The 21,950-nt window shown below is 69.4% G+C and carries 20 protein-coding genes, 1 tRNA gene and 1 pseudogene; 17 read left to right on the top strand and 5 right to left on the bottom strand.

Going from position 1 to position 21,950, the window contains the following annotated elements; genetic code table 11:
* From QM624_RS19730 to QM624_RS19685, 10 genes and pseudogenes are all read left to right on the top strand, one after another.
* Nucleotides 1-285, top strand: a pseudogene (locus QM624_RS19730) (conjugal transfer protein TrbL); the annotation flags it as partial.
* A 6-nt stretch (nucleotides 286-291) separates the two neighbouring features.
* Nucleotides 292-1,758, top strand: a complete 1,467-nt coding sequence (locus QM624_RS19725) for an SCO6880 family protein (protein WP_415095014.1) — start codon at nucleotides 292-294, stop codon at nucleotides 1,756-1,758.
* A gap of 50 nt (nucleotides 1,759-1,808) precedes the next feature.
* On the top strand, nucleotides 1,809-2,600 hold the full coding sequence (locus tag QM624_RS19720; RefSeq protein ID WP_415095012.1) for a hypothetical protein: 792 nt from the start codon (nucleotides 1,809-1,811) through the stop codon (nucleotides 2,598-2,600).
* 42 nt (nucleotides 2,601-2,642) lie between these two features.
* Entirely contained in the window at nucleotides 2,643-3,110 is a 468-nt protein-coding gene (locus QM624_RS19715) for a hypothetical protein (RefSeq protein ID WP_415095010.1), read from the top strand.
* Nucleotides 3,107-4,630, top strand: a complete 1,524-nt coding sequence (locus QM624_RS19710) for an ATP-binding protein (protein WP_415095008.1) — start codon at nucleotides 3,107-3,109, stop codon at nucleotides 4,628-4,630. The genes QM624_RS19715 and QM624_RS19710 overlap by 4 nt, the downstream gene beginning before the upstream one ends.
* Before the next feature lie 135 nt (nucleotides 4,631-4,765).
* Complete coding sequence (locus tag QM624_RS19705) at nucleotides 4,766-5,284, top strand: hypothetical protein (protein WP_415095006.1); 519 nt, start codon at nucleotides 4,766-4,768, stop codon at nucleotides 5,282-5,284.
* The gene (locus QM624_RS19700) at nucleotides 5,281-7,059 is read left to right on the top strand and encodes a type IV secretory system conjugative DNA transfer family protein (protein WP_415095004.1); all 1,779 of its coding nucleotides are present in this window, start codon (nucleotides 5,281-5,283) and stop codon (nucleotides 7,057-7,059) included. The genes QM624_RS19705 and QM624_RS19700 overlap by 4 nt, the downstream gene beginning before the upstream one ends.
* A gap of 77 nt (nucleotides 7,060-7,136) precedes the next feature.
* A complete protein-coding gene (locus tag QM624_RS19695; protein ID WP_415095002.1) occupies nucleotides 7,137-7,604 on the top strand; it encodes a single-stranded DNA-binding protein in 468 nt (155 codons plus the stop codon).
* An 8-nt stretch (nucleotides 7,605-7,612) separates the two neighbouring features.
* On the top strand, nucleotides 7,613-8,197 hold the full coding sequence (locus tag QM624_RS19690; protein ID WP_415095000.1) for a hypothetical protein: 585 nt from the start codon (nucleotides 7,613-7,615) through the stop codon (nucleotides 8,195-8,197).
* A gap of 380 nt (nucleotides 8,198-8,577) precedes the next feature.
* Nucleotides 8,578-10,266, top strand: coding sequence for a recombinase family protein (locus QM624_RS19685; RefSeq protein WP_415095016.1), 1,689 nt, complete (start codon nucleotides 8,578-8,580; stop codon nucleotides 10,264-10,266).
* Here QM624_RS19685 and QM624_RS19680 read toward each other — a convergent pair.
* The 4 genes from QM624_RS19680 to QM624_RS19665 all read right to left on the bottom strand — a co-directional run bounded on the left by QM624_RS19680 (nucleotide 10,223) and on the right by QM624_RS19665 (nucleotide 14,837).
* Nucleotides 10,223-10,299, bottom strand: a tRNA-Val gene (locus tag QM624_RS19680). The genes QM624_RS19685 and QM624_RS19680 overlap by 44 nt on opposite strands.
* A 28-nt stretch (nucleotides 10,300-10,327) precedes the next feature.
* The gene (locus tag QM624_RS19675; protein ID WP_415094998.1) at nucleotides 10,328-10,750 is read right to left on the bottom strand and encodes a DUF3052 domain-containing protein; all 423 of its coding nucleotides are present in this window, start codon (nucleotides 10,748-10,750) and stop codon (nucleotides 10,328-10,330) included.
* Between the two features lie 138 nt (nucleotides 10,751-10,888).
* On the bottom strand, nucleotides 10,889-13,645 hold the full coding sequence (gene aceE, locus QM624_RS19670; RefSeq protein ID WP_415094996.1) for a pyruvate dehydrogenase (acetyl-transferring), homodimeric type: 2,757 nt from the start codon (nucleotides 13,643-13,645) through the stop codon (nucleotides 10,889-10,891).
* Between the two features lie 178 nt (nucleotides 13,646-13,823).
* A complete protein-coding gene (locus tag QM624_RS19665) occupies nucleotides 13,824-14,837 on the bottom strand; it encodes a PHP domain-containing protein (protein ID WP_415094994.1) in 1,014 nt (337 codons plus the stop codon).
* Nucleotides 14,838-14,909: 72 nt separating this feature from the next.
* On the opposite strand from QM624_RS19665, the gene QM624_RS19660 reads away from it, so the two are divergent.
* From QM624_RS19660 to QM624_RS19640, 5 genes are all read left to right on the top strand, one after another.
* On the top strand, nucleotides 14,910-16,103 hold the full coding sequence (locus tag QM624_RS19660; protein ID WP_415094992.1) for a PucR family transcriptional regulator: 1,194 nt from the start codon (nucleotides 14,910-14,912) through the stop codon (nucleotides 16,101-16,103).
* 132 nt (nucleotides 16,104-16,235) lie between these two features.
* Nucleotides 16,236-17,162, top strand: coding sequence for an ACP S-malonyltransferase (locus QM624_RS19655; protein ID WP_415094990.1), 927 nt, complete (start codon nucleotides 16,236-16,238; stop codon nucleotides 17,160-17,162).
* Nucleotides 17,159-18,154 (top strand): beta-ketoacyl-ACP synthase III, encoded by a 996-nt coding sequence (locus tag QM624_RS19650; protein WP_415094988.1) that lies wholly within the window; start codon nucleotides 17,159-17,161, stop codon nucleotides 18,152-18,154. Before QM624_RS19655 ends, QM624_RS19650 begins: the two co-directional genes overlap by 4 nt.
* Nucleotides 18,155-18,208: 54 nt before the next feature.
* Nucleotides 18,209-18,451, top strand: a complete 243-nt coding sequence (locus QM624_RS19645; RefSeq protein ID WP_298135049.1) for an acyl carrier protein — start codon at nucleotides 18,209-18,211, stop codon at nucleotides 18,449-18,451.
* A 95-nt stretch (nucleotides 18,452-18,546) separates the two neighbouring features.
* Nucleotides 18,547-19,803: a beta-ketoacyl-[acyl-carrier-protein] synthase family protein gene (locus QM624_RS19640; protein WP_415094986.1), complete on the top strand. Its 1,257-nt coding sequence runs from the start codon at nucleotides 18,547-18,549 to the stop codon at nucleotides 19,801-19,803.
* 141 nt (nucleotides 19,804-19,944) lie between these two features.
* On the opposite strand, the gene QM624_RS19635 is transcribed toward QM624_RS19640, so the two are convergent.
* Entirely contained in the window at nucleotides 19,945-20,445 is a 501-nt protein-coding gene (locus tag QM624_RS19635; protein ID WP_415094984.1) for a DUF3145 domain-containing protein, read from the bottom strand.
* Nucleotides 20,446-20,606: 161 nt separating this feature from the next.
* Here QM624_RS19635 and QM624_RS19630 point away from each other — a divergent pair, with 161 nt between their 5' ends.
* Nucleotides 20,607-21,032 (top strand): ChaB family protein, encoded by a 426-nt coding sequence (locus QM624_RS19630; RefSeq protein ID WP_415094982.1) that lies wholly within the window; start codon nucleotides 20,607-20,609, stop codon nucleotides 21,030-21,032.
* 64 nt (nucleotides 21,033-21,096) lie between these two features.
* Nucleotides 21,097-21,873 (top strand): crotonase/enoyl-CoA hydratase family protein, encoded by a 777-nt coding sequence (locus QM624_RS19625; RefSeq protein WP_415094980.1) that lies wholly within the window; start codon nucleotides 21,097-21,099, stop codon nucleotides 21,871-21,873.
* Nucleotides 21,874-21,950: the final 77 nt, after the last annotated feature.

Below are 21,950 nucleotides of genomic sequence, written 5' to 3'. Positions count from 1 at the left end.
GCGGCGGGAGCCGGCGCCGAGGGCGGGGCAAGTGCCGGAGTGGGGGCCGGTGCGGCCGCAGGGCCGGCGGCAGCGGTCGTGATCGGCGCGAAGGTCGCCAAGGATGCCGCCGAGGCCGGGCCGAAGGCCGGGCACGCGCTGGCCGGCCATGCCGAGACCGCCGCGGACGCCGCAGGCGGGCAGAACGGCGGCGCCCCGCCACCGTCCCAGACGCCGCCGCGGTCCACCCCTCAACCGCGCACCCCGTCGCCGTCTCAGTCGTCGCCGCCTGCCGCGAAGGAGTGACCGGCCATGCCCACCACGGAACAGAAGGCACCCGGTAGCGAGCTGACGCCGATGAAGTTCAGCCGACTCACCCGCCGCGGGGTGCTGCTCGGCCTCTCGGTCTCTCAGCTCGTCACCCTCGGCATCGGCGGCCTGGCGCTGTTGGCCGCGTTCTACGGCGGCGCCGGGATGCGGCTGGCCTACACCGCCCCGGTCTGGCTGCTCGCCGTGGTGCTGACCTGGGTGCCAGTCGCCGGAAGGCCGATGGTCGAATGGCTCCCGGTCGCGCTCTGGTGGCTGTGGCGCTCCACCGGCGGCCAACTGCTCTACCGGCGTCGGATCGTCAAGCCCCGCCCGGCCGGGAACCTCGCTCTGCCCGGCGACATGGCCCGGCTGCGGGAGCATCTGGACCCCGAGACCGGCGCGTGCATGATCCACGACCCCCGCCAGGCGACTTTGACGGTCGTGACGGACGTGACCCATCCGGCTTTCATCTTGCTCGACCCCGGCGAGCAGGAACGCCGCGTCACCTCCTGGGGGCGGGTACTCGCCACGGTCTGCCGGTCCGGGCGGATCACGACCCTGCAAGTGCTCGAACGCACCCTGCCGGACTCCGGCTCGGGATTGGCCGAGTGGTGGGCCGAGCACGGCACCGACGACGGGACGTGGGCCGCGACCACCTACCGCGAGTTGATCGAGCGGGCCGGCCCCGCCGGGGAACGGCACGCCACCACGGTCAGCCTCTCGCTGGACATGAAGGTCGCCGCCCGGCAGATCAGGACCGCCGGCGGCGGCATCCGCGGCGCCGCCGCGGTGCTTCGGCAGGAGATGGCGACCCTTGTCGCTGCGCTGCGGTCTGCGGACTTGACCCCTTCGGGGTGGCTCGGCCCCGGTCAGGTCGCGGTCATTCTCCGCTCGGCGTATGACCCGGCCGTGGCCGCGACCTTGGAGCGCCACGGGCGGCTCGGGCAGGAACTCGCCGCCGCCGGCCCGGTCGCGGTCACCGAGACCTGGGGCAACCTGCGCACCGACTCCGCGTGGCACACCGTGCTGTGGGTCTCGGAGTGGCCCCGCAGCCTCGTCTATCCGGGGTTTCTCGCGCCGGTGCTGCTCTCGACCGGCATTCAACGGTCGGTGTCGCTGATCTACACCCCGATGCGCTCGGACCAGGCGGCCCGCGACATCCGCAAGAAGAAGGTCGAACACATCAGCGATGCGGCCCAGCGCGCCCGGATCGGCCAGATCGAGGACGCGGCCCAGACCGCCGAGTACCAAGACGTTCTTCAACAGGAAGCCGACCTGACCGCTGGGCACGGCGTGCTGCGCGTCTCCGGCCTCATCTCCGTCTCCGCTCCCGGCGTCGACGAGCTGGAAGCAGCGGTCGCCGCGATCGAACAAGCCGCGATCCAAGCCTCCTGCGAGACCCGAAGGCTCGTCGGGCAGCAGGCGGTCGCGTTCACGGCGGCCGCGCTGCCGCTGTGCCGCACGGTGTGACCGGCGCGCTCACCTGGCAGGCATCCCACCCTCGTTGAAGGAGGCCCGTGATGCCCACGTTCACCAACCCGACCGCCGACGCGGACGACGCCTACGAGGCGTTGCGCGGGCTCGCTCACGCCACCCGCGTGTTCCCGGAGCCAGCCGACACCTACGCGGTGATCGGGAATCTGCTGGGCGGGGTGCGGTCGCTGCGGCAGGTGCTCGACCAGCTCGCCGCTGTGCACCTGCGCCACCAGCAACAGGTCACCGACGAGGCCCGCGACTACGCAGGCGGTGCGGTCGAGGCGCTGGCTGCGTCCGACGAGCTGCACCACGCAGCCTCCCTCATCGACCAGGCGCACGATCGCCTCAACGACGCCATGACCCACTCCGGTCGGATCGTGTGGAACCCCGGAACCCCGGTGGTCGAACGATGGATCGGCGTCGTGTTCCTGCAAGGCGAGGAAGCCGACCAGACGCTCGACCTCATCGACCGAGGCGGCGACGAGGCGGGCATCGAGCATCTGTCCATGTGGGACTACGGCGACGAGACCACCAACGCCGCCTTCGAGAACGGGGATGTCCACGACACCGCCCCCGTCTACCCCGGAGACCGGCAGGCCGAGACCGGCGACTACGCCATGACCTACAACCCACAGGCCGGGCACGTCGCTCTCTATCGGCGGCACCTGATCCCCGCCGAAGACGCCATCGAGCCGCCCACCGCCGCGCACGTCCCGCCGACCCGCGACACCGCCGGCCACGATACGGCAGCTCGACGCAGCGCGGTTCGTGACGGGGGCTGGTTCGAGCATCCCGGCGTCGCCGCGGTCAAGCAGGCCCGCGGGCTGTCGCTCTGACGTAGCCAATCGCAGAGACGCGCCGGCGTGCACCTGCCCGCCATGAACAGCGCAGACCCCACCGCTCCGATGTCCCGGCAAGTCGGGACGCTCACCTTGACCGTCTGGCCGGACTCGTCGCTGGGCGAGCACCAGCGATACGCCTATCGCATCGAGGACACCGCGACCGGGCAGACGCTCGACGGCCGGGACCTGTTCACCGGCGCCGGAGCGCCCGTGGCTCCGGACCGCGCGATGCGCGACCTCGCCGGCTACCTGACCGCGGCCGGCGAAGCCCGCCAGTACGCCATCGACAACCCCGGCAGCAGCCCCGAGCACGAGGGCCTGTTTCCCGGATGGGTCGCCGAGGCCGCTCGTCAGAACGCGGACGCGCTGGACCTGCTCGACATCGAGGACCCGCCGCAGCCCAAGCCGGACATGCCACAGCGGCCTCGCCCGGCGTCGGACTCGTCGTGGTTCGACCGTCCCGCCGGCGGTTGGGTCTCCGGGTCGCGGGGGCGGTCGTTGTGAGCCGGGGCGAGAAACTGCATACCGCTGTCCTCGTCGCGCCCGCCTCGGAGCGGCGCCGGCTGCGCAAGCAGCGTCGGCAAGCGGCCGCCCGGCTCGTCGCCGAGCAGCGTCACGCCGAGAAGGAAACAGCCCAGGCCAAGGCCGCCGCCGAGCGTGCCGAACGCCGCGCCACGGTCTACCTGCCCGCCGCCGGCGAGCCCGGCACGGCGGCGCTGAGGACGCCGGGCCGGTTCCGGGTGCCCCGGCATCAGGACACCAGTGCGGTGCTCGCTGGGCAGTACCCGTTCCTGGCCGAAGCCGGGCTCGGAGCCGCGGGAATCTTCATCGGCCAAGACCTCTACAGCGGCTCGTCGTTCGTGTACGACCCGTGGGAGCTGTACCGCAGGGGCATCATCACCGCGCCGAACCTGATCTTGGCCGGGATCGTCGGCTCCGGCAAATCGTCGCTCGCCAAGAGCCTCTACACCCGCAGCCTGCCGTTCGGATACAGGGTCTATGTCCCCGGCGACCCCAAAGGCGAGCACTCCGGCGTCGCTGAAGCCGTCGGCGGGAAAGCGATCATCCTCGGACACGGGATGGGGACTCGTCTCAACCCGCTCGATGAGGGCTACCGACCCTCTGCGGTCACCGATGACGAGTGGGCGATCACGCTCGCCGCGCGACGCCGCGATCTGCTCGGAGCCTTGACCGAGACGGTGCTGGATCGGCGGCTGGCGCCGTTGGAGCACACCGCGATCGACACCGCCCTGGCCGGGGCGGTGCGGGACTCGGACGTGCCGATCCTGCCGATGGTGGTCAACCGGCTGCTGCGCCCTGACCCTGCCGACGACCCGGACGGCCGACTCACCGAGGATGGCCGCCAGGTCGGCCACGCCCTGCGCCGTCTGGTGGCCGGGGACCTGGCCGGCCTGTTCGACGGGCCGAGCACCGTCAGGTTCGACCCGTCGCTGCCGATGGTCAGCCTCGACCTCTCGCGCGTCACCGAGAACGGCACCCTGATTTCGGTGCTCATGACCTGCTCATCCGCATGGATGGAAGCCGCCCTGCTCGACCCCCACGGGGGCCGCAGGTGGGTCGTCTACGACGAGGCATGGAGGCTCATGTCGCACCCGGCGCTCCTGCGCAGGATGGACGCGCACTGGCGGCTGGCGAGACACTACGGGCTGGCGAATCTGCTCGTGTTCCACAAGCTGACCGACTTGGAGAACGTCGGCGACGCAGGATCGGCGAACCGGGCGCTGGCGAACAGCCTGCTGGCGAACGCGGAGACGAGGATCGTCTACCGGCAGGAGACCGATCAGCTCGGCCCCACCGCCGTCGCGCTCGGGCTGACCGGCACCGAACGTCGCCTGCTGCCCGGACTTGGCACCGGGCAAGGGCTCTGGCGGATCAAGGACCGGGCCTTCGTGGTGCAGCACCAGCTCCACCCCGCTGAGCTGGCCGCGTTCGACACCACAGCCCGCATGACGGGAAAACGTCTAGAAGTTCCCGGATTCCTGAACGTTCGTCGGGATTCCTGACTGTTCATCGGTCGGACTGACGGTTCCTCGGGATCGCTGAACGGTTCCTCCCGGAGTCGTGACCGGCCCGGCCGGGAACCCCGTGCGCCCTGCGGCACTCGGCTGTTGCCGGTGGGGACGGGTGCACCTGGCGGCATGAGGAAACCCGAGCCGCAGCCTGAGCCTGTCCCGGTCTCCATCCCGCTCGTCGTGCTCGACGTGCACGAGGACGGCACCGTGACCGTCACCGTCGACGGGAAACGGCTGGACCCCGACCCTTTCGCGCCGCCGTGGCGACGGTCCTCGTTCGGGCAGATCATCGACTGCGCCACGAACGACCGGACGACACCGGCCAGAGTCGAGGTCCGCGAAGCGGACGGCACGACATTCACCGACATCATCGCCGCCCGCCGCCGGCGTTCCCGCCCCGAGCCCGAACCGGAACCGAAGACATCGACCGGGCCGGTGTTCCACACCGTCAAGGGCGAGGGGTTCGTCCCCGGCGAGGACGTGGCGGTCGCCGTCGTCACCGGACACACCGACGCCGCCCACACCGGCACCGCCCGCGCCCTCATCGACCCGGCCGGAACCAGCATCGACCAGACCGGCGGGGTCATCGAGGTCATCCTGTTCGGCCGCGTCTCCGGCACCACGATCATCCGGCGAGTGCCGTGAACGAGCAGGGTCGCCAAACCGGCTCGTTCGGGGACGAGCTGACCAACGCCGCGATGATCGGGTTGGTTGTCCTGTTCGGTGTCGCGCTGATCCTGCGCGCCGCTGGATCGGTGGCCGCGTTCCTGACCGGCACGCCCCAGCCGGCCGGCGATCCCGCCTCCGGGGTTGGAGTGCTGTTCCGTCCTGGCGATCCCGGAGCGGCGCTCGACGCGGACGGTCTGAACCCGGTCGTCTACTGGCTTGTCGCTGGGCTGCTGCTCGCCGGTCTCGTGACCGGCGGGCTATGGGTGTGGCTGCGGTTGCGCCGCCACACCCACTGGATCGAAGCCGATCCGCGCCGCATGGCCGGGATCGCCACCCGCCACGAGGTCGCCACCGCTGCGTCTGACAGGGCGCTGCTGCGCCGTGCGAGAAACCTCCGTCCCGGTCTGAGCGACCCCAGGCCGCAGGATGTGGGCTACCGGCTCGGCACCTCCAAAGGTACGAGCGTGTGGGCGTCGGTTGAAGACTCGATCATGGTCATCGGCCCGCCCCGCTCCGGGAAAGGTCTGCATCTGGTGATCCCGGCGATCCTCGACGCGCCCGGCGCCGTCGTCGTCACCTCGACCAGGCCGGACAACCTCACTGCGACCATGCGTGCCCGCCGCCGGATCGGCCCGGTCGCGATCTTCGATCCCCAGCATCTTGCCGAGGGTCTGCCCGCCGGTCTGCGCTGGTCACCGATCCGGGGCTGCGAGTCACCGCAGACGGCGATGATCCGCGCTACCGGGCTCGCTGCCGGTACCGGCCTGTCCGCAGGCGGCGTCGATGGCGGAGGCTTCTGGGAGGGCAAGACACGGGCCGCGCTCCAAGCTCTGCTGCACGCGGCAGCGATCGACAACCGGCCGCCCGCTGAGCTGTTCCGATGGACTCTCGATCCGACCGCGGCCGCTGACGCGGTGGCGATCCTGACCGGCTCCACCCAAGCTGCGACCGGCTGGGCCGAGTCCCTGGAAGCGATGATCGACTCCGACCCCCGCACCCGCGACTCGATCTGGCAGGGCGTCTCCTTGGCTCTCGGCTCGCTCGCCGACCCGCGCGTGCTCGACGCCGTATCGCCCAGCTCCGGTGAGGGCTTCGACCCCGAAGCATTCATCCGCGACCGCGGCACGTTGTTCCTGCTGGCAACCGGGTCCGGTGCGGGAGCCAGCGCCGCGCTGGTCGCCGCGCTCGTGGAAGACCTGATCGAGACCGCCCGCCGCCTGGCCGCACGGTCGGCGGGCGCGCGTCTCGATCCGCCGATGTTGCTGGCGCTTGACGAGATAGCCAATCTCTCGCCGTTGCCGTCGCTGCCGACGCTGATGGCCGAAGGCGGCGGGTCGGGGATCACGACGATGCCGGTGCTCCAATCGCTCGCGCAGGCACGGGACAAGTGGAACGAGCACCAGGCGGGCGCGATCTGGGACGCCGCGATCGTCAAGGTCATCCTTGGCGGCGCCTCCAACAGCCGGGACCTGCAAGACCTGAGCGCCTTGGTCGGAGAACGCGACGAATACACCGACTCCGTGACGCTGGGCGACCACGGCACCCGCTCCAACCAGAGGTCCGTGCGCCGGGTGCCGATCTTCCCGCCCGACAAGATCAGGCGCCTCCCGTTCGGCACCGGGATCGTGCTGCTGCGCTCCGCACCCCCGATCGTCACCGACCTGCACCCGTGGCCCAAGCGGCCCGACGCCGGCCAGCTCGTCGCCGACCGCGCCGAGATTGAAGCTCTGCTGCGCCGCTCCGACGCCTGAGCGCCGGTCGCGGCAAGGAGCACCTGCCTGTCACGGCGGCCCGGACGAGGGCCGCGTGAGCAGACAGGAGCAGTCCCATGTCGTCCATTCAGACCCAGCAGTCCGTGGCCGGGTTCGTCGCCTCCGATCCGCAACTGAGCCGCACCGAGCGGGGCGACGCGCGCCTCTACATGAAGATCGGCATCGAGCACTACCGGCGTGAGGCTGACAACTCCTTCACCAAGCTAGAAACCACCTTCCACGACCTGATCGCGTTCAGGGCCGCCGCCGAGTACGGGCACCAGAAGCTCGCCAAGGGCGACAACTTCATCGCTGACGGCCGTGTCCGCGAGTATTCCTACGAACGCGACGGCCAGCGGCACGAAGGCGAGGAGTTCGTCGCCGCCCGTCTCGGGCACGACCTCGCCCGCACCCGCTACGACGTGGATCGTTCACCGCGTACCAGCGGCGTCGGTCAGGACTCGCCAGCGCGGGACTCGGCAGCCTTCACCACGCCGGAGCGAGCGAGCCAGCCTGCCGCCGCTGCTGCCGCAATGGGCATGTGAGGCCGGCCATGAACAACACCAACGAGCCCGACGCCGACGCCAGCGGTGAGGTGCCCGACTACTTGGACGACCAGCCGGACTTCGACCCCGACAACGACCTGCCCGGCCCACCGCGGCCGATCAACTGGAACCTGCTGTCAGCCAGCGATCTGGAAGCCGAGCTGCTGGAGCTGAACCGCTGGGTCGATTGGCTGCGGCACACCTACGGTCTGCCCGCGAGCGTGATCCCGCCGATGTGGCACCGCCACCCCGAACTGCTCTGGGAGCTGTCCGCCCTGCATCTGCACTGGCTCGGGGCCTACGACCCCGACCAGAACGCCAGCGCCGCGATCGGCTGGCACCGCGACTTCGCCGACGCCCGCCAGCGGCTCCGCGACTGGGTAGCGACCAGCGGTACTCGCCTGGATCGCGACCGCCCCACGCGGCAGACCGCCTGGCCCGGCGAGCCGCCGGCCGAGCCGGTCGAAGAGGTGCCCATCACCGACCGTGACGAAGACTTCGTGCGCTACGTCCTCGATGAGGTCGCAGCCCGGCAGGCCGCCGAGGACGCCTTCTTCGCCGGCGTCGATCCCACGACGGGGGAAGTCCAGTGAGCAAGCCCCGGAAGGCACCGCCGGCACGGATGCGGACGTACCGCGTCGAGGCCGAGCCGCTCACCAGCCCCGACCTGCACAAGCTCGCCCAACTGTTCATCGGCATGGCCTTCGCTCGCGCAGACGACGAGCGGCGCAACCAGCACGTCCCGTCTTCGAGTCCTCGGCAAGACGCCGATGGCGAGGTAGAATCGTAGACGTACCAAGCCAGCGGTCACGCTCCGGCGTGGCCGTGGTGCGCAAGTCCTGTTCAGCCTTCGAGGCTTACCCAGGGCGCTCCGCTCGGAGCGTTCCGGGTCGTGTTTCCCAACGAGTCGCACCGCGCGAGCGGTCGCCATCGCTCGTGTTGGCCCCATCTGTTGGGGAAGGAAACACGACCCATGACCATCACACAAGCGGCACCGCCGGCCGCTCTCGCTCATGTGGGCGAGACGACCTGCCTGGCGGTGTCCTACCTGCGTGTCTCGACCAAGGAACAGGCCGAACGCGGCGGCCGGGACGAAGGCTTCTCGATCCCTGCGCAGCGGGAGGCGAACCTGCGCAAGGCACGCGAGCTCGACGCGATCATCACCGAAGAGTTCGTCGATGCCGGCGAGTCCGCCCGCAAGGCCGACCGGCCCGACCTGATGCGAATGATCGAGTACGTCAAGACCCATCCGGTCGCGTACTGCATCGTCCACAAGGTCGACCGGCTCGCCCGCAACCGCGCCGACGACGTGGCGATCCATCTGGCCTTGAAGGAGGCCGGGGTCATGCTCGTCTCGGCCACCGAGAACATTGACGAAACCCCGAGCGGGATGCTGTTGCACGGCATCATGTCCACCATCGCGGAGTTCTACTCCCGCAACCTCGCCAACGAGGTCGCCAAGGGCATGAACCAGAAGGCGCTCACCGGCGGAACCAACGGCAAGGCACCCATCGGCTACCTCAACGTCCGCAAGCGCGACGAGCTGGGCCGCGAAATGCGGGTGGTCGAGCCCGATCCCGACCGTGCCGCGCTGGTCAAGTGGGCGTTCGAGGCTTACGCCACCGGGAACTACTCGACCATCACCCTGCACGAGGAACTGATCGACCGAGGACTGACGAGCGTGCCGACACCGAAGCGGCCGTCGAAGGCCCCGGCGCTGTCCACGATCCAGAAGATGCTGACCAACCCGTACTACAAGGGACAGGTCAGCTTCCGGGGCGCCACCTACGACGGGCTGCACGAACCGCTCGTCGCCACCGAAGTCTGGTACCGCGTCCAGGCCGTCCTCACCGCGCACCAGACTTCCGGGGAGAAGACCCAGGCCCACGACCACTACCTCAAAGGCAGCATCTTCTGCGGCGAGTGCGGCTCCCGGCTGATCCTGTCCAACGCCCGCAGCAGTCAAGGAGTGATCTACCCCTACTTCCTGTGCGCGGGCCGGCACTCCAAGCGCACCACCTGCGAACGCAAGGCCATGTTCGTCCCCGACATCGAAGCCGCCGTCGAGGACTACTACCGCAACGTGCAGATACCCGAGCACATCGTCACCGCGCTGCGGGAACTCGTCACCGCCGAGTTCGACCGGCTCCACGCCACCGCCCGGCAGGAACGCCACGCCTACACCGCCGAACGCGACGCGCTCCGCGACGAACGAGCCAAGCTCCTGCAAGCCCACTACGCCGGAGCCGTCCCGCTCGACCTGCTCGCCACCGAACAAGACCGCATCGCCCGGCGCATCGGGTTCCTCGACGCACAGATCAATGCCGGCGACATCGAGTACGACCAGGCCAAGGCGCACCTGGACGACTGCCTCGCCCTCGCCGGAGACTGCCACGCGATCTACATGAGCATTGACGACTCACTCCGACGCCTCGCCAACCAAGCCTTCTTCGACAAGCTCGTCGTGATGCCCGACGACACCGTGGACGGCGAACCCGGCGAACCGTTCAACATCCTCTTCGACTCGGACATCCAGGGCCTCGCGGTCACCAGGCACCACGCGATGGCGGAATCTGGACCTCAAACCGGAAACGTCGTCGGTTTGAACAACGACGTTCTGGTGGGCGCAGAGGGACTCGAACCCCCGACCACCTCCTTGTAAGGGAGGTGCTCTAACCAGCTGAGCTATGCGCCCGAATTTCTCCGGCGGCCCATTGTGCCAGTTACCGGCGGGTGCCCTTCGGCCGGACCAGTTTCTGCGCCTGCCAGTTCGCCGACACAGTCGCCGGATTGGCCAACGCCAGGCCGGCAGTCAGGGCAGCTTCGGCGAGATCGGTCGGGTCCAGATAGTCCGGACGCCCCACCTTCGGGCTGAGCAGCCAGATATGACCGGACGGGGAAAGGTCGGTCAGCGCATCCACCAAGCCGTCGACGATGTCGCCGTCGCTGTCACGCCACCACAGCAGCACCACATCGACGGCCTCGTTCGACTCGTAGAGCAGATCGCCGTCGATCGCGTCCATGATCGCGTCGCGCAGCGCCTCATCGACATCGTCGTCCCAGCCGAGCTCCTGCACGGCCAGCCCTTTGGTGAATCCCAGGGCGGTCGCTGCCGACGCTTGGGTCGTGCCGTCGGTGGTGGACACCTGCTTCCTTTCGAACTCCGTGGACGAAAACGTCTGGTGGCCTAGCCTGCCAGAATTCCTCGCCGGACGGAAAGCGGGAGACATGACAGTGGGCCGATGACCGCGGTCACGGTCACCGGCCCACTCACATGCCGTTGATCAGGCGTCGCCGCCGGCAACGCCGGAGGCTCCGGCGTTCACGTCCAGCAGGCGGTACTTGTCCGCCGCCTGGGCCGCCGCTCCGGCGTCCACCTTGCCCTGCTCACCGAGCACCTGCAGCGTCCGCACCACCATCGACGGACCGTCGATGTGGAAGAACCGCCGAGCGGCCGCGCGGGTGTCGGAGAAGCCGAAGCCGTCGGCACCGAGCGAGTGGAATTCGCCGGGCACCCACTGGGCGATCTGGTCCTGGACCAGCCGCATGTAGTCCGAGGTCGCGATGAACGGACCGGGACGACCCTGCAGCTGCCGGGTGACGAACGGGACCTGCTTCTCCTCGTCGGGGTGCAGGAAGTTGTGCTCGTCGACGGCGATGCCGTCGCGCCGCAACTCGTTCCACGAGGTGACGCTCCATACGTCGGCCACCACGCCCCAGTCGTTCTTCAGCAGTTCCTGCGCCTCGAGCGCCCACGGCACGCCGACACCGGACGCCAGCAGCTGTGCGCGCGGCGCGTCGCCGCCGACACCGTCGAAGGAGCCCTCCTTGAGCAGGTAGATGCCCTTCCTGATCCCGTCGGCGTCGATGCCCTCCGGTTCACGCGGCTGCACCATCGGCTCGTTGTACAAGGTGATGTAGAAGATGACGTCCTGCGGATTCTCGCCGTACATCGTCTCCAGACCGTGCTGCATGATGTGCGCGATCTCGTAGGAGTAGGCCGGGTCGTAGGAACGCACCGCCGGGTTGGTCGCGGCCAGGATGTGGCTGTGGCCGTCCATGTGCTGCAGGCCCTCGCCGGCAAGCGTCGTGCGGCCGGCGGTGGCTCCGAGCAGGAAGCCGCGGGCCAGCTGGTCGGCGGCGGCCCACATCGAGTCGCCGGTGCGCTGGAAGCCGAACATCGAGTAGAAGATGTAGATCGGCACCATGTGGACGCCGTGCGTGGCGTAGGCGCTGCCGGCCGCCGCGAAGGCGCCCATCGAGCCGGCCTCGTTGATGCCCACGTGCAGGATCTGACCGGTCGTCGCCTCGCGGTAGGCAAGCATCAGCTCGTGGTCGACCGGGGTGTAGGTCTGGCCGTGCGGGCTGTAGATCTTGATCGTCGGGAAGAAGGCGTCCAGGCCGAAGGTGCGGGCCTCGTCCGGGATGATCGGGACGACGTGCGGAGCGAACTCCTTGTCGCGCATCAGGTCCTTGAACAGCCGCACCCAGGCCATCGTGCTGGCGATCTGCTGCTGGCCGGAGCCCTTCTTGACGGTGGCGTAGGCCGAGTCGTCGGGCAGCTTGATCGGTGCCGGGTTGTTGCGGCGCTGGGGCAGGCCGCCACCCAGGGTGCGGCGGCGCTCCAGCGCGTAGGCGACGCGTTCGTCGTCGGGGCCCGGGTTGACGAACGGCGGACGGTACGGGTCGGCCTCGAGCACGGCGTCCGAGATCGGCATGTCGAGCCGATCGCGGAACTGCTTGAGGTCGTCCAGCGCCATCTTCTTCATGCCGTGGGTGGCGTTGCGTCCGGCGAAGTGCTGGCCGAGCACGTACCCCTTGATGGTGTGGGCCAGGATGACGGTCGGCGCGCCGGTGAACTCGGTCGCCGCCTTATAGGCCGCGTAGACCTTGTGGTAGTCGTGGCCGCCACGGGTCAGCTTCCAGATCTTCTCGGCGTCCCAGCCCTCGACCATCTTGGCGACCCGCGGGTCGCGTCCGAAGAAGTGCTCCTTGACGTACTCGCCGTCGTTGGCCCGGAAGGTCTGGTAGTCGCCGTCGGGGGTGTTGTTCATCACGTTGACCAGTGCACCGTCGCGGTCGGCGGCCAGCAGCGGATCCCAGCCGCGGCCCCAGACGACCTTGATCACGTTCCAGCCGGCACCGCGGAAGAAGCCTTCCAGCTCCTGCATGATCTTGCCGTTGCCACGCACCGGGCCGTCCAGCCGCTGCAGGTTGCAGTTGATCACGAAGGTCAGGTTGTCCAGCTCTTCGTAGGCGGCCAGCTGCAGCGCACCGCGGCTCTCCGGCTCGTCCATCTCGCCGTCACCGAGGAACGCCCATACGTGCTGCTGCGAGGTGTCCTTGATGCCGCGGTTGTGCATGTACTTGTTGAACTGCGCCTGGTAGATCGCGTCCAGCGGGCCGAGACCCATCGAGACGGTCGGGAACTCCCAGAAGGTCGGCATCTGCCGAGGGTGGGGGTAGGAGGGCAGTGCGCGGACGCGTCCGTCGACCACATGGCTGTGCTCCTGGCGGAAGCCCTCGAGGTCGGCCTCTTCGAGGCGTCCCTCCAGGAAGGCGCGGGAGTACATACCGGGCGAGGCGTGGCCCTGGTAGAAGATCTGGTCGCCGCCGCCGGGGTGGTCCTTGCCGCGGAAGAAGTGGTTGAAGCCCACCTCGTACAGGGTCGCCGACGAGGCGAACGACGAGATGTGGCCGCCGACACCGATACCGGGACGGTTCGCCCGATGCACCATCACCGCGGCGTTCCAGCGGACCAGCCGGCGGAACTTCCGCTCCAGGTCCTGGTCGCCCGGGTACCACGGCTCGCTCTCCGGCGGAATGGTGTTGATGTGGTCGGTCACGGTCAGGGACGGGACGCCCAGGTGCCGCTCACGCGAGCGCTCCAGCAGCTTGAGCATGATGTAGCGGGCGCGGTTGCGTCCGCCCTCGTCGATGACGCCGTCCAGAGACTCCAGCCACTCGGCCGTTTCCTCCGAATCGATGTCGGGAAGGCTTGTGGGGAGTCCGTTCAGGATCGGGCCGACATTCTCGCTCATGGCCACCAGGAGTCCTTTCTGATTTCGCGGCCCCGCCTCGCAGCACTGCCGAGGACGGGGAGATTCGGGTCCATCCTGCCTCATCATCGCCGTCGAGCACATCGGCACGACCACAGTGTGTCCGGCAGGTGTCCCCGACGACCCTATCTACGGCCCCGATCGGGGGTGAATGACGGTGTCAGCGGGACGTCGCCCAGTCGAGCAGCCGCTGCACCGGCCAGCTGGTGACGATGCGGTCCGGGTCGATTCCGGCGGCCTCCGCGCGCGCCGCGCCGTAGGCCAGAAACTCCAGTTGCCCCGGGGCGTGCGCGTCGGTGTCGATGCTGAACAGGCAACCGGCCTCGTTCGCCAACGCCAGCAGCCGGTCGGGCGGGTCGCGCCGCTCGGGGCGGCTGTTGATCTCCACCGCCACGTCGAAGGCCCGGCATGCCTCGAAGACCACTTCTGCATCGAAGGAGCTCTCGCCACGGGTGCCGCGCTCCCCCTCGATCAGCCGTCCGGTGCAATGGCCGAGGATGTTGGTGCGCGGATTGGCGATCGCCGCCACCATCCGATGCGTCATCGATTCGGCGTCCATCGCCAGCTTCGAGTGGACGCTGGCCACCACGACGTCCAGCCGGTTGAGCATGAACGGTGACTGGTCGAGGGTGCCGTCGTCGAGGATGTCGACCTCGATGCCGCGCAGCACCCGGAACGGGGCGAGCGCCTCGTTCAGGTCGTCGATCAGGTCCAACTGTTCGGCGAGTCGCTCCGCCGACAGCCCGCGCGCGACCCGCAGCCGGGGCGAATGGTCGGTGACCGCGGTGTACTCGTGGCCCAGCGCACGCGCCGCCAGCATCATCTCCTCGATCGAGCTACCACCGTCGGACCAGGTCGAATGGGTGTGCAGGTCACCGCGCAGCCGCGCCCGCAGCGCCGGCTCGGGATCGACCAGTGGCTTGGCTTTGGCCCGCTTGCCGGCCAGGTAGTCGGGCACCCGTCCGGCCAGCGCCTGCTCGATCACCGCGACCGAGGTGGTGCCCAAGCCGGAGACCCGTTTCCAGTCCCCCGCCGCAGCATGGTCGGAACGTTCCGCGGCATCCATCGCGTCGACGATGTCGGCTGCCCGCCGAAAGGCCCGGACGCGGTACGTGTCGGCACGCTCGCGCTCCATCAGATAGGCGATCTCGCGCAACGCGACGACGGGATCCACTGCGCTCGCCACCTCCCTGACAGCCTCCGACGGGTTCCTACACCCTAAGGTGTTCCAGACGAAGGGAGATCGGTGGCTGCCATTCCAGGAATCGGACGCGGCTGGCCGCAGTCCGGCCGGCAGCGGTCGACCGTTGCCCGGCGCCTCGCCCAGTCCGCCGGCGACCTGACCACCGCCGCGCTCGCCGAGATCGAGGACCGTCACCCCTGGTTCGGCGAGTTGGACGCCGAGCACCGCTCGTCGGTGACCCTGGTCGCCCGGGCCGGCATCGACGGGTTCATCCGCTGGTTCGCCGACGACGGCCGCGACGTCAACCCGGCCGAGGTCTTCGACGCCGCCCCGCGGACCCTGATGCGCCGGATCACCCTGCACCAGAGCGTCGACCTGATCCGCACCACCATCGACACCGTGGAGAACCAGCTGGACCGGCTGGTCCCCCGCGGCGACCGATCCGGCGTCTACCTGGCGATCATGCAGTACTCCCGCGAGATCGCCTTCGGGGTCGCAGAAGTGTATGCCCGGGCCGCCGAGGCACGCGGCGGCTGGGACGCCCGCCTCGAGGCGCTGGTCGTCGACGCGGTGATTCGCGGCGAGACCGATGAGACGGTGCTCTCCCGCGCGTCCACGCTGGGTTGGCGCTCCCCCGCGGCGATCACCGTCACCATCGGCGAGGCGCCCGCGAAGGACCACGCCATCGAATCGATGCGCCGGGCGGTGGCCGAGCGCGGCTTCGACCTGCTGGCCTCCACCCAGGGCGAGCGGCTGGTCGTCGTCCTGGGCGGCCATTCGGGCACGGCCGGTACCGCACTGTCGGTGATCACCGAGATCGCCGACCACTTCGGACCGGGCCACATCGTGGTCGGCCCGGAGGTCAGCGACCTGGTCGAGGCCGCCACGTCCGCGCGCGGCGCACTCTCCGGCATCCGTGCGGCCGACGCCTGGCCGAGCGCGCCACGTCCGGTGGCTGCGGAGGACCTGCTGCCCGAACGGGCCCTCGCCGGCGACGGCCACGCCCGGCGGATCCTGGCCCGCGAGATCTACGGTCCGCTGCGTGACGCCGGTGCCGACCTGCTGGACACCCTGGTCGCCTACCTCGACAACAGCGGCTCGGTGGAGGCCACCGCCCGCAGCCTGTTCGTCCACCCGAACACCGTCCGGTACCGGCTGCGACGCATCGCGGAGGTCTCCGGCTACCACCCCGCCGAGGCCCGCAGCGCCTACGTACTGCGCCTTGCCGTCACCCTCGGCAGGCTGATGACCTCGTGATTGCCACAAAGCCCGGCCACCGGTGCCCCCGTCTGACTACGCGGCCGCTTGTGAGAATCCCACAAGAAGGTCTGTGAGATTTTCGTCATGTCCCGCTGTCATTCCTGAGCCGATTCGCGCAAGAGTATTCCCGTGCTTGCAATCCTCGCGCCCGGCCAGGGCGCTCAGACGCCCGGCTTCCTCGGCCCCTGGCTGGCGGACGACGCCGCGCGCGACCAGCTGGATGCGCTCTCGGAGGTCGCCGGGGTCGATCTGGCGCACTACGGCACCGAGGCGGACGCCGACGCGATCCGCGCCACCGACATCGCCCAGCCGCTGCTGGTCGCTGCCGGCCTGGTCGCCGGCCGTGCGCTGCTCGGCGACGGCCCGGTACCGGACGTCGTCGCCGGCCACAGCGTCGGCGAGATCACCGCGGCGGCACTGGTCGGTGTGCTGTCCGACCAGGACGCGATGCGCTTCGTCGCGACCCGCGGCCGGGGCATGGCCGCCGCCTCGGCGCTGCGCCCCACTTCGATGATGGCTGTCGTCGGCGGCGTGCCCGACCAGGTGGCAGCCGCGATCGAGGCGGCCGGGCTGACCGCCGCCAACAACAACGGCAAGGGCCAGATCGTGGCCGCAGGCACCGTGGAGCAGCTGGCCGAACTGGCCGCCAACCCGCCGGCCCGGGCCCGGCTGATCCAGCTCAGCGTGGCCGGCGCGTTCCACACCGTTCACATGCAACCCGCCGTCGCCGAACTCGCCGAACTCGCGTCCGGTCTCAGCACGGCGGCCCCGACCACCAAGCTGCTGAGCAACGCCGACGGCGCGGTCGTCGACGACCGCGCCGAGGTGCTGAACCGGCTGGTCAGCCAGGTCGGCAACCCGGTGCGGTGGGACCTGTGCCTGGACACCCTCGCCGCATTGGGTGTCACCGGCATCCTCGAGCTTCCGCCGGCTGGCACGCTGACCGGCATCGCCAAGCGCAACCTCAAGGGAGTCGCCTTGTTCAACCTGAACACTCCGGATCAGCTCACCGACGCCCGCGCCTTCGTGGCCGAGCACGCGGGGGTGGCGGCATGACCGCCCCGATCGCGGCCAGCACCGGCGCGCCGTTCGCCCAGCTGCTCTCAGTCGCCTCGTTCGTGCCGTCGCGGGTGGTCGACAACGCCGAGATGTGCACCTGGATCGACTCCTCCGACGAATGGATCCAGCAACGCACCGGCATCGCCGAGCGCCGCTGGGTCGGCGAGGGCGAGAACGTCGAGACGATGGCGCTGAGCGCCGCGCGCACCGCGATCGAGCGGTCCGGCGTCCCGGCCGCCGAGATCGGCGCGGTGATCGTGGCCACCGTCACCTACTTCCATCAGACCCCCAGCCTGGCGGCCAAGTTGGCCCATCAGCTGGGCACCAACGGCGCCGCCTACGACATCTCGGCCGCCTGCGCCGGCTTCTGCTACGGCCTGGCCCAGGCCGAGGCCCTGGTCCGTTCGGGCAGCGCCCGCTACGCGCTGGTGATCGGTGTCGAGGAACTCAGCCGGTTCACCGACATCCACGATCGCAGCACCGCCTTCCTGTTCGCCGACGGCGCCGGCGCGGCCGTGGTCGGCCCCAGCGAGACCAACGGCATCGGCCCGGTGGTCTGGGGTTCGGACGGCGGCCAGGCCGACGCCATCGGCCAGACCACCGAATGGAACGAGGCGCTCTCGACCGGTGAGCGGCCCTATCTGGCGATGGACGGCCGTCCGGTCTTCAAGTGGGCGACCGGCTTCATCACCGGCGCCACCAAGAACGTGCTGGACGCCGCCGGGCTGGCCCCCGAGGATCTGGACGTCTTCATTCCGCATCAGGCCAACAACCGGATCACCGACACGATGCTGCGGCACCTCAAACTGCCCGAGCACGTCGTGGTGGCCCGCACCATCAAACAGTTCGGCAATAATTCCGCGGCGTCCGTGCCGATGGCGATGGACGCCCTGCTCAGTTCGGGCGAGGCGAAGTCCGGACAGACCGCATTGTTGATCGGCTTCGGCGCCGGCCTGGTGTACGCCGGGCAGGTTGTGACCCTACCCTGATCATTTAGTTCTTCCGGGATCCCCCGGAAAGGCCCTACGACAAGGAGAAACCCTATGGCCACCACCGAAGAGATCCGTGCTCAGCTGGCTGAGCTCGTCAACGACGTCGCCGGTGTGCCGGTCGAGGACGTCCAGCTGGACAAGTCCTTCGTCGACGATCTCGACGTTGACTCGCTGGCGATGGTCGAGATCATCGTCGGTTGTGAGGAGAAGTTCGGCGTCACCATCCCGGACGAGGACTCCAAGAACCTCAAGACCGTCGGCGACGCCGTGGCGTACGTCGAGGCGCACAGCTGATCTGTGTCGCCGGGTGATCCGGGCCCGCCGGAATGCGGCGGGCCCGGGTCCCACCACCATCCGTCCCCGAACCATCTCGGAGAATTCGGAGAATCATGCCTGAGATTGTGATCACCGGCATCGGAGCCACCACCCCGCTCGGCGGCGACGCGCGCTCGACCTGGGCGGCCCTGCTCGCCGGTACGTCCGGCGTCAGCCGGATCACCGAAGAGTGGGTCGAGGAACTTCCGGTCAAGATCGCCGCCAAGGTCAAGGTCGATCCGTCGACCATCATCGATCGGGTCAAGGCGCGTCGTCTCGACCGGTCCACCCAGCTGGCGCTGATCGCGGCGCAGGAGGCCTGGCAGGATGCCGGGCTCACCTGGAGCACCGAGAACGAGGTCGATCCGCAGCGGCTGATCGTCTCCCTGGCCAGCGGCATCGGTGGCCTGCATTCGCTGCTCAACAACTGGGATGCCCATCGCGACAAGGGGTATCGCCGGGTCAGCCCGTTCACCATTCCGATGCTGATGGCCAATGCGCCGGCTGCGAACATCGGTATGGCGATCAGTGCCAAGGCCGGCGTGCACACCCCGGTGTCGGCCTGTGCGTCGTCCAATGAGGCGATCGCCCTGGCGCTCGACCAGCTGCGGCTGGGGCGTGCCGACATCGCCGTCGTCGGCGGCACCGAGGCCACCATCCATCCGCTGCCGATCGCGGCGTTCGGCCAGATGCAGGCCCTGTCGCGCCGCAACGACGAGCCCGAGAAGGCCTCCCGACCCTGGGACATCGGACGCGACGGCTTCGTGATGGGCGAAGGCTCGGCCGCGCTGATCATCGAGACCCTGGAGCACGCTAAGGCCCGCGGGGCGACGATCTACGGCACCCTGGCCGGTGCCGGCATCACCGCCGACAGCCACGACATCGTCCAGCCCGATCCGAGCGGTGCCGGGCAGTACGGCGCCATGCAGAAGGCGATCAAGGACGCCGGACTCACCGCGTCCGACATCAAGCACGTCAACGCCCACGGCACGTCGACGCCGCAGGGTGACCTGACCGAGGCCGGCTCCATCCGGCACGGCCTGGGCAGTGCGGTCGACGGCTGCGTGGTGACTTCGACCAAGTCGACGACCGGGCACCTGCTCGGCGGCGCCGGGGCCCTGGAGACCCTGGCCACCGTGATGGCGCTGCACGATCGGCTGATCCCGCCGACGATCAACCTGGACAACCCGGAGCCCGATCTCGGCATCGACATCGCCGCGAACGTCGCCCGTCCGTTGCCCGAGGGTGACCTCGCCGCGATCAACAACTCGTTCGGCTTCGGCGGCGCCAACGTCGCCGTCACCGTGACCAACGCCAACATCACCCGCTGACCACTCGCGCTTCCGCGGGGACCCCCGGGCCGGCTCAACCCGTCCGTAGGGCCCTCCCTAACTATCTCTGCCCTCCCGCATGTGGGAGGGCAGAGATAGTTAGGGAGGGTTTTGTCGGGTGGACGCCCCGGACGTGGGCGGTCAGACGACCTGGTGCAGCCAGCGGACGTCGGCGCCGCCCTCGCCGGCCTGGCGGAAGACCTCGAGTTCGTCGTCCCAGGCGGTGCCGATCAGGTCGTTGACGGCGTCGCGCAGGTTGCGGCGGCCCAGGGCGTCCCGGGCCATGGCGGCCTTGAGCCGCTCCTCGTTGATCATGATGTCGCCGTGCAGGCCGACGGTGGCGTGGAAGACGCCGAGCGCCGGGGTGTAGGAGTATCGGACGGCCTCGGACGCCGCCGTGCCGTCCTCGGTGATCTCGAAGCGCAGCCGCTGCCAGCCCTTCAGGGCGCTGGTCAGTTTCGCTGAGGTACCTACCGGACCGGTCCAGCAGAACTCGGCACGATAGGACGCCCGCTCAGCGGGCTGCGGCGTCCAGTCAAGATGCACGGGTACGCCGACGACGCCGCCCACGGCCCATTCGACATGCGGGCACAACGCGGACGGCGCAGAGTGGATCTGCACCACCCCATGGGTTTTCGCCATGGTCTTTCTCCTTCGCCGAGTAGCTGCCTTCCCCTGCATCACTCGGTCGTCGGAGTGGCTCTATTCTGCCTCACCGGCTGCGGCGGAACCAACCGCGAGTCGTCCACAAATCCACCTCTTCGGGCGTGCTCGGCGACGAATCCGCGAGGCAGGGTGGAGATATGCCGAAAACCACGAAGAGCGGCAAGGTGAAGAAGTCCGACCTGCCGGGCCCCGTCCGGCGATCGTCGAAGAAGGCTCGTCGGACCTTCGCGAAGACCTACGACTCCGCCATGGAGACCTACGACGGCGACGAGGGGCGGGCCAGTGCGGCGGCCTACGCGTCGCTGAAGCACTCCTACGAGAAGGTCGGCGACCACTGGGAGCGCAAGGAGAAGCGTGGACCCTCGGACGCGCGCGCCGAGGAGGGTGGCCCAAACCCCAAGAGTGAGAGCGCGGGCGGTGTCGACGCCAACGCCACCAAGGAGCATCTGCTCAACCTGGCGCGCCGGCTGGATATTCAGGGACGCTCGACGATGACCAAGGACGAGTTGGTCGACGCGCTGCAGAAGGCGAACGACAAGGCCAACGAAGAAGCCCGCAAATAGCTGATTCCGCTCGCTGCCTGTTCCTGCCGGTGACAAACCCGCCGCGGCCCGATTGGATGACGCAATGAGCGATCGGGTGCTGGTAGAGCGACAGGGACACGTTCTGACGATCGGGCTGAATCGCGCCGAGAAGCGGAATGCTGCTGATCTGGCGATGCTGCACGCATTGGCCGAGGCCTACACGGTGCTGCACACCGATGCCGAGCTGCGCGTCGGTGTCGTGCATGCCGTGGGCGAGCACTTCACCGCCGGTCTCGACCTGGCCGATGTGGCGCCGGCGATCACCTCGGGTTCGGCTGAGTTGCTGCCGCCCGGAATGATCGACCCTTGGGGTGTCGTGACCGAGCCGGTGTCCAAACCGGTCGTCGTCGCCGTGCAGGGCACCTGTCTCACCCTCGGCGTCGAACTCGCCCTCGCCGCGGACGTCGTGGTGGCCGCCGCCGGCACCCGGTTCGCCCAACTCGAGGTGGCCCGCGGGATCATGGCGTTCGGTGGCGCCACCGTGCGGCTCCCCCGGCTCGGCTGGGGCGACGCCATGCGCTGGCTGCTCACCGGCGACTACTTCGACGCGGCCGAGGCGCACCGGATCGGGCTGGTGCAGCAGATCGTTCCGGACGGCGACCAGTTCGACGCCGCGATGTCCCTCGCGGAGCGGATCGCGGCACAGGCACCGCTCGCCGTCCAGGCCACATTGGCCAACGCGCGGCTGGCGCTCACCGACCCGCGTGGGGCGTCCGGACGGCTCCATCCGGTGGTGGCGATGCTGGCCAAGACCTCGGACGCCCGGCGGGCGATGGAGAGCTACCTGAGTGGTTCACCCGCCAACTTCGAGGGCCGGTAGGGATCCGAACGAGCCGTTGGCGGCGGAGATCCCGGCGTTCGCCGGGATGACGGTTGTGCGCCGGGGTCACGAGGTGC

This window comes from Micropruina sp. (genome assembly GCF_047606365.1).
Lineage (GTDB): Bacteria > Actinomycetota > Actinomycetes > Propionibacteriales > Propionibacteriaceae > Micropruina.
This window is presented reverse-complemented; position numbering and strand designations above follow the sequence as displayed.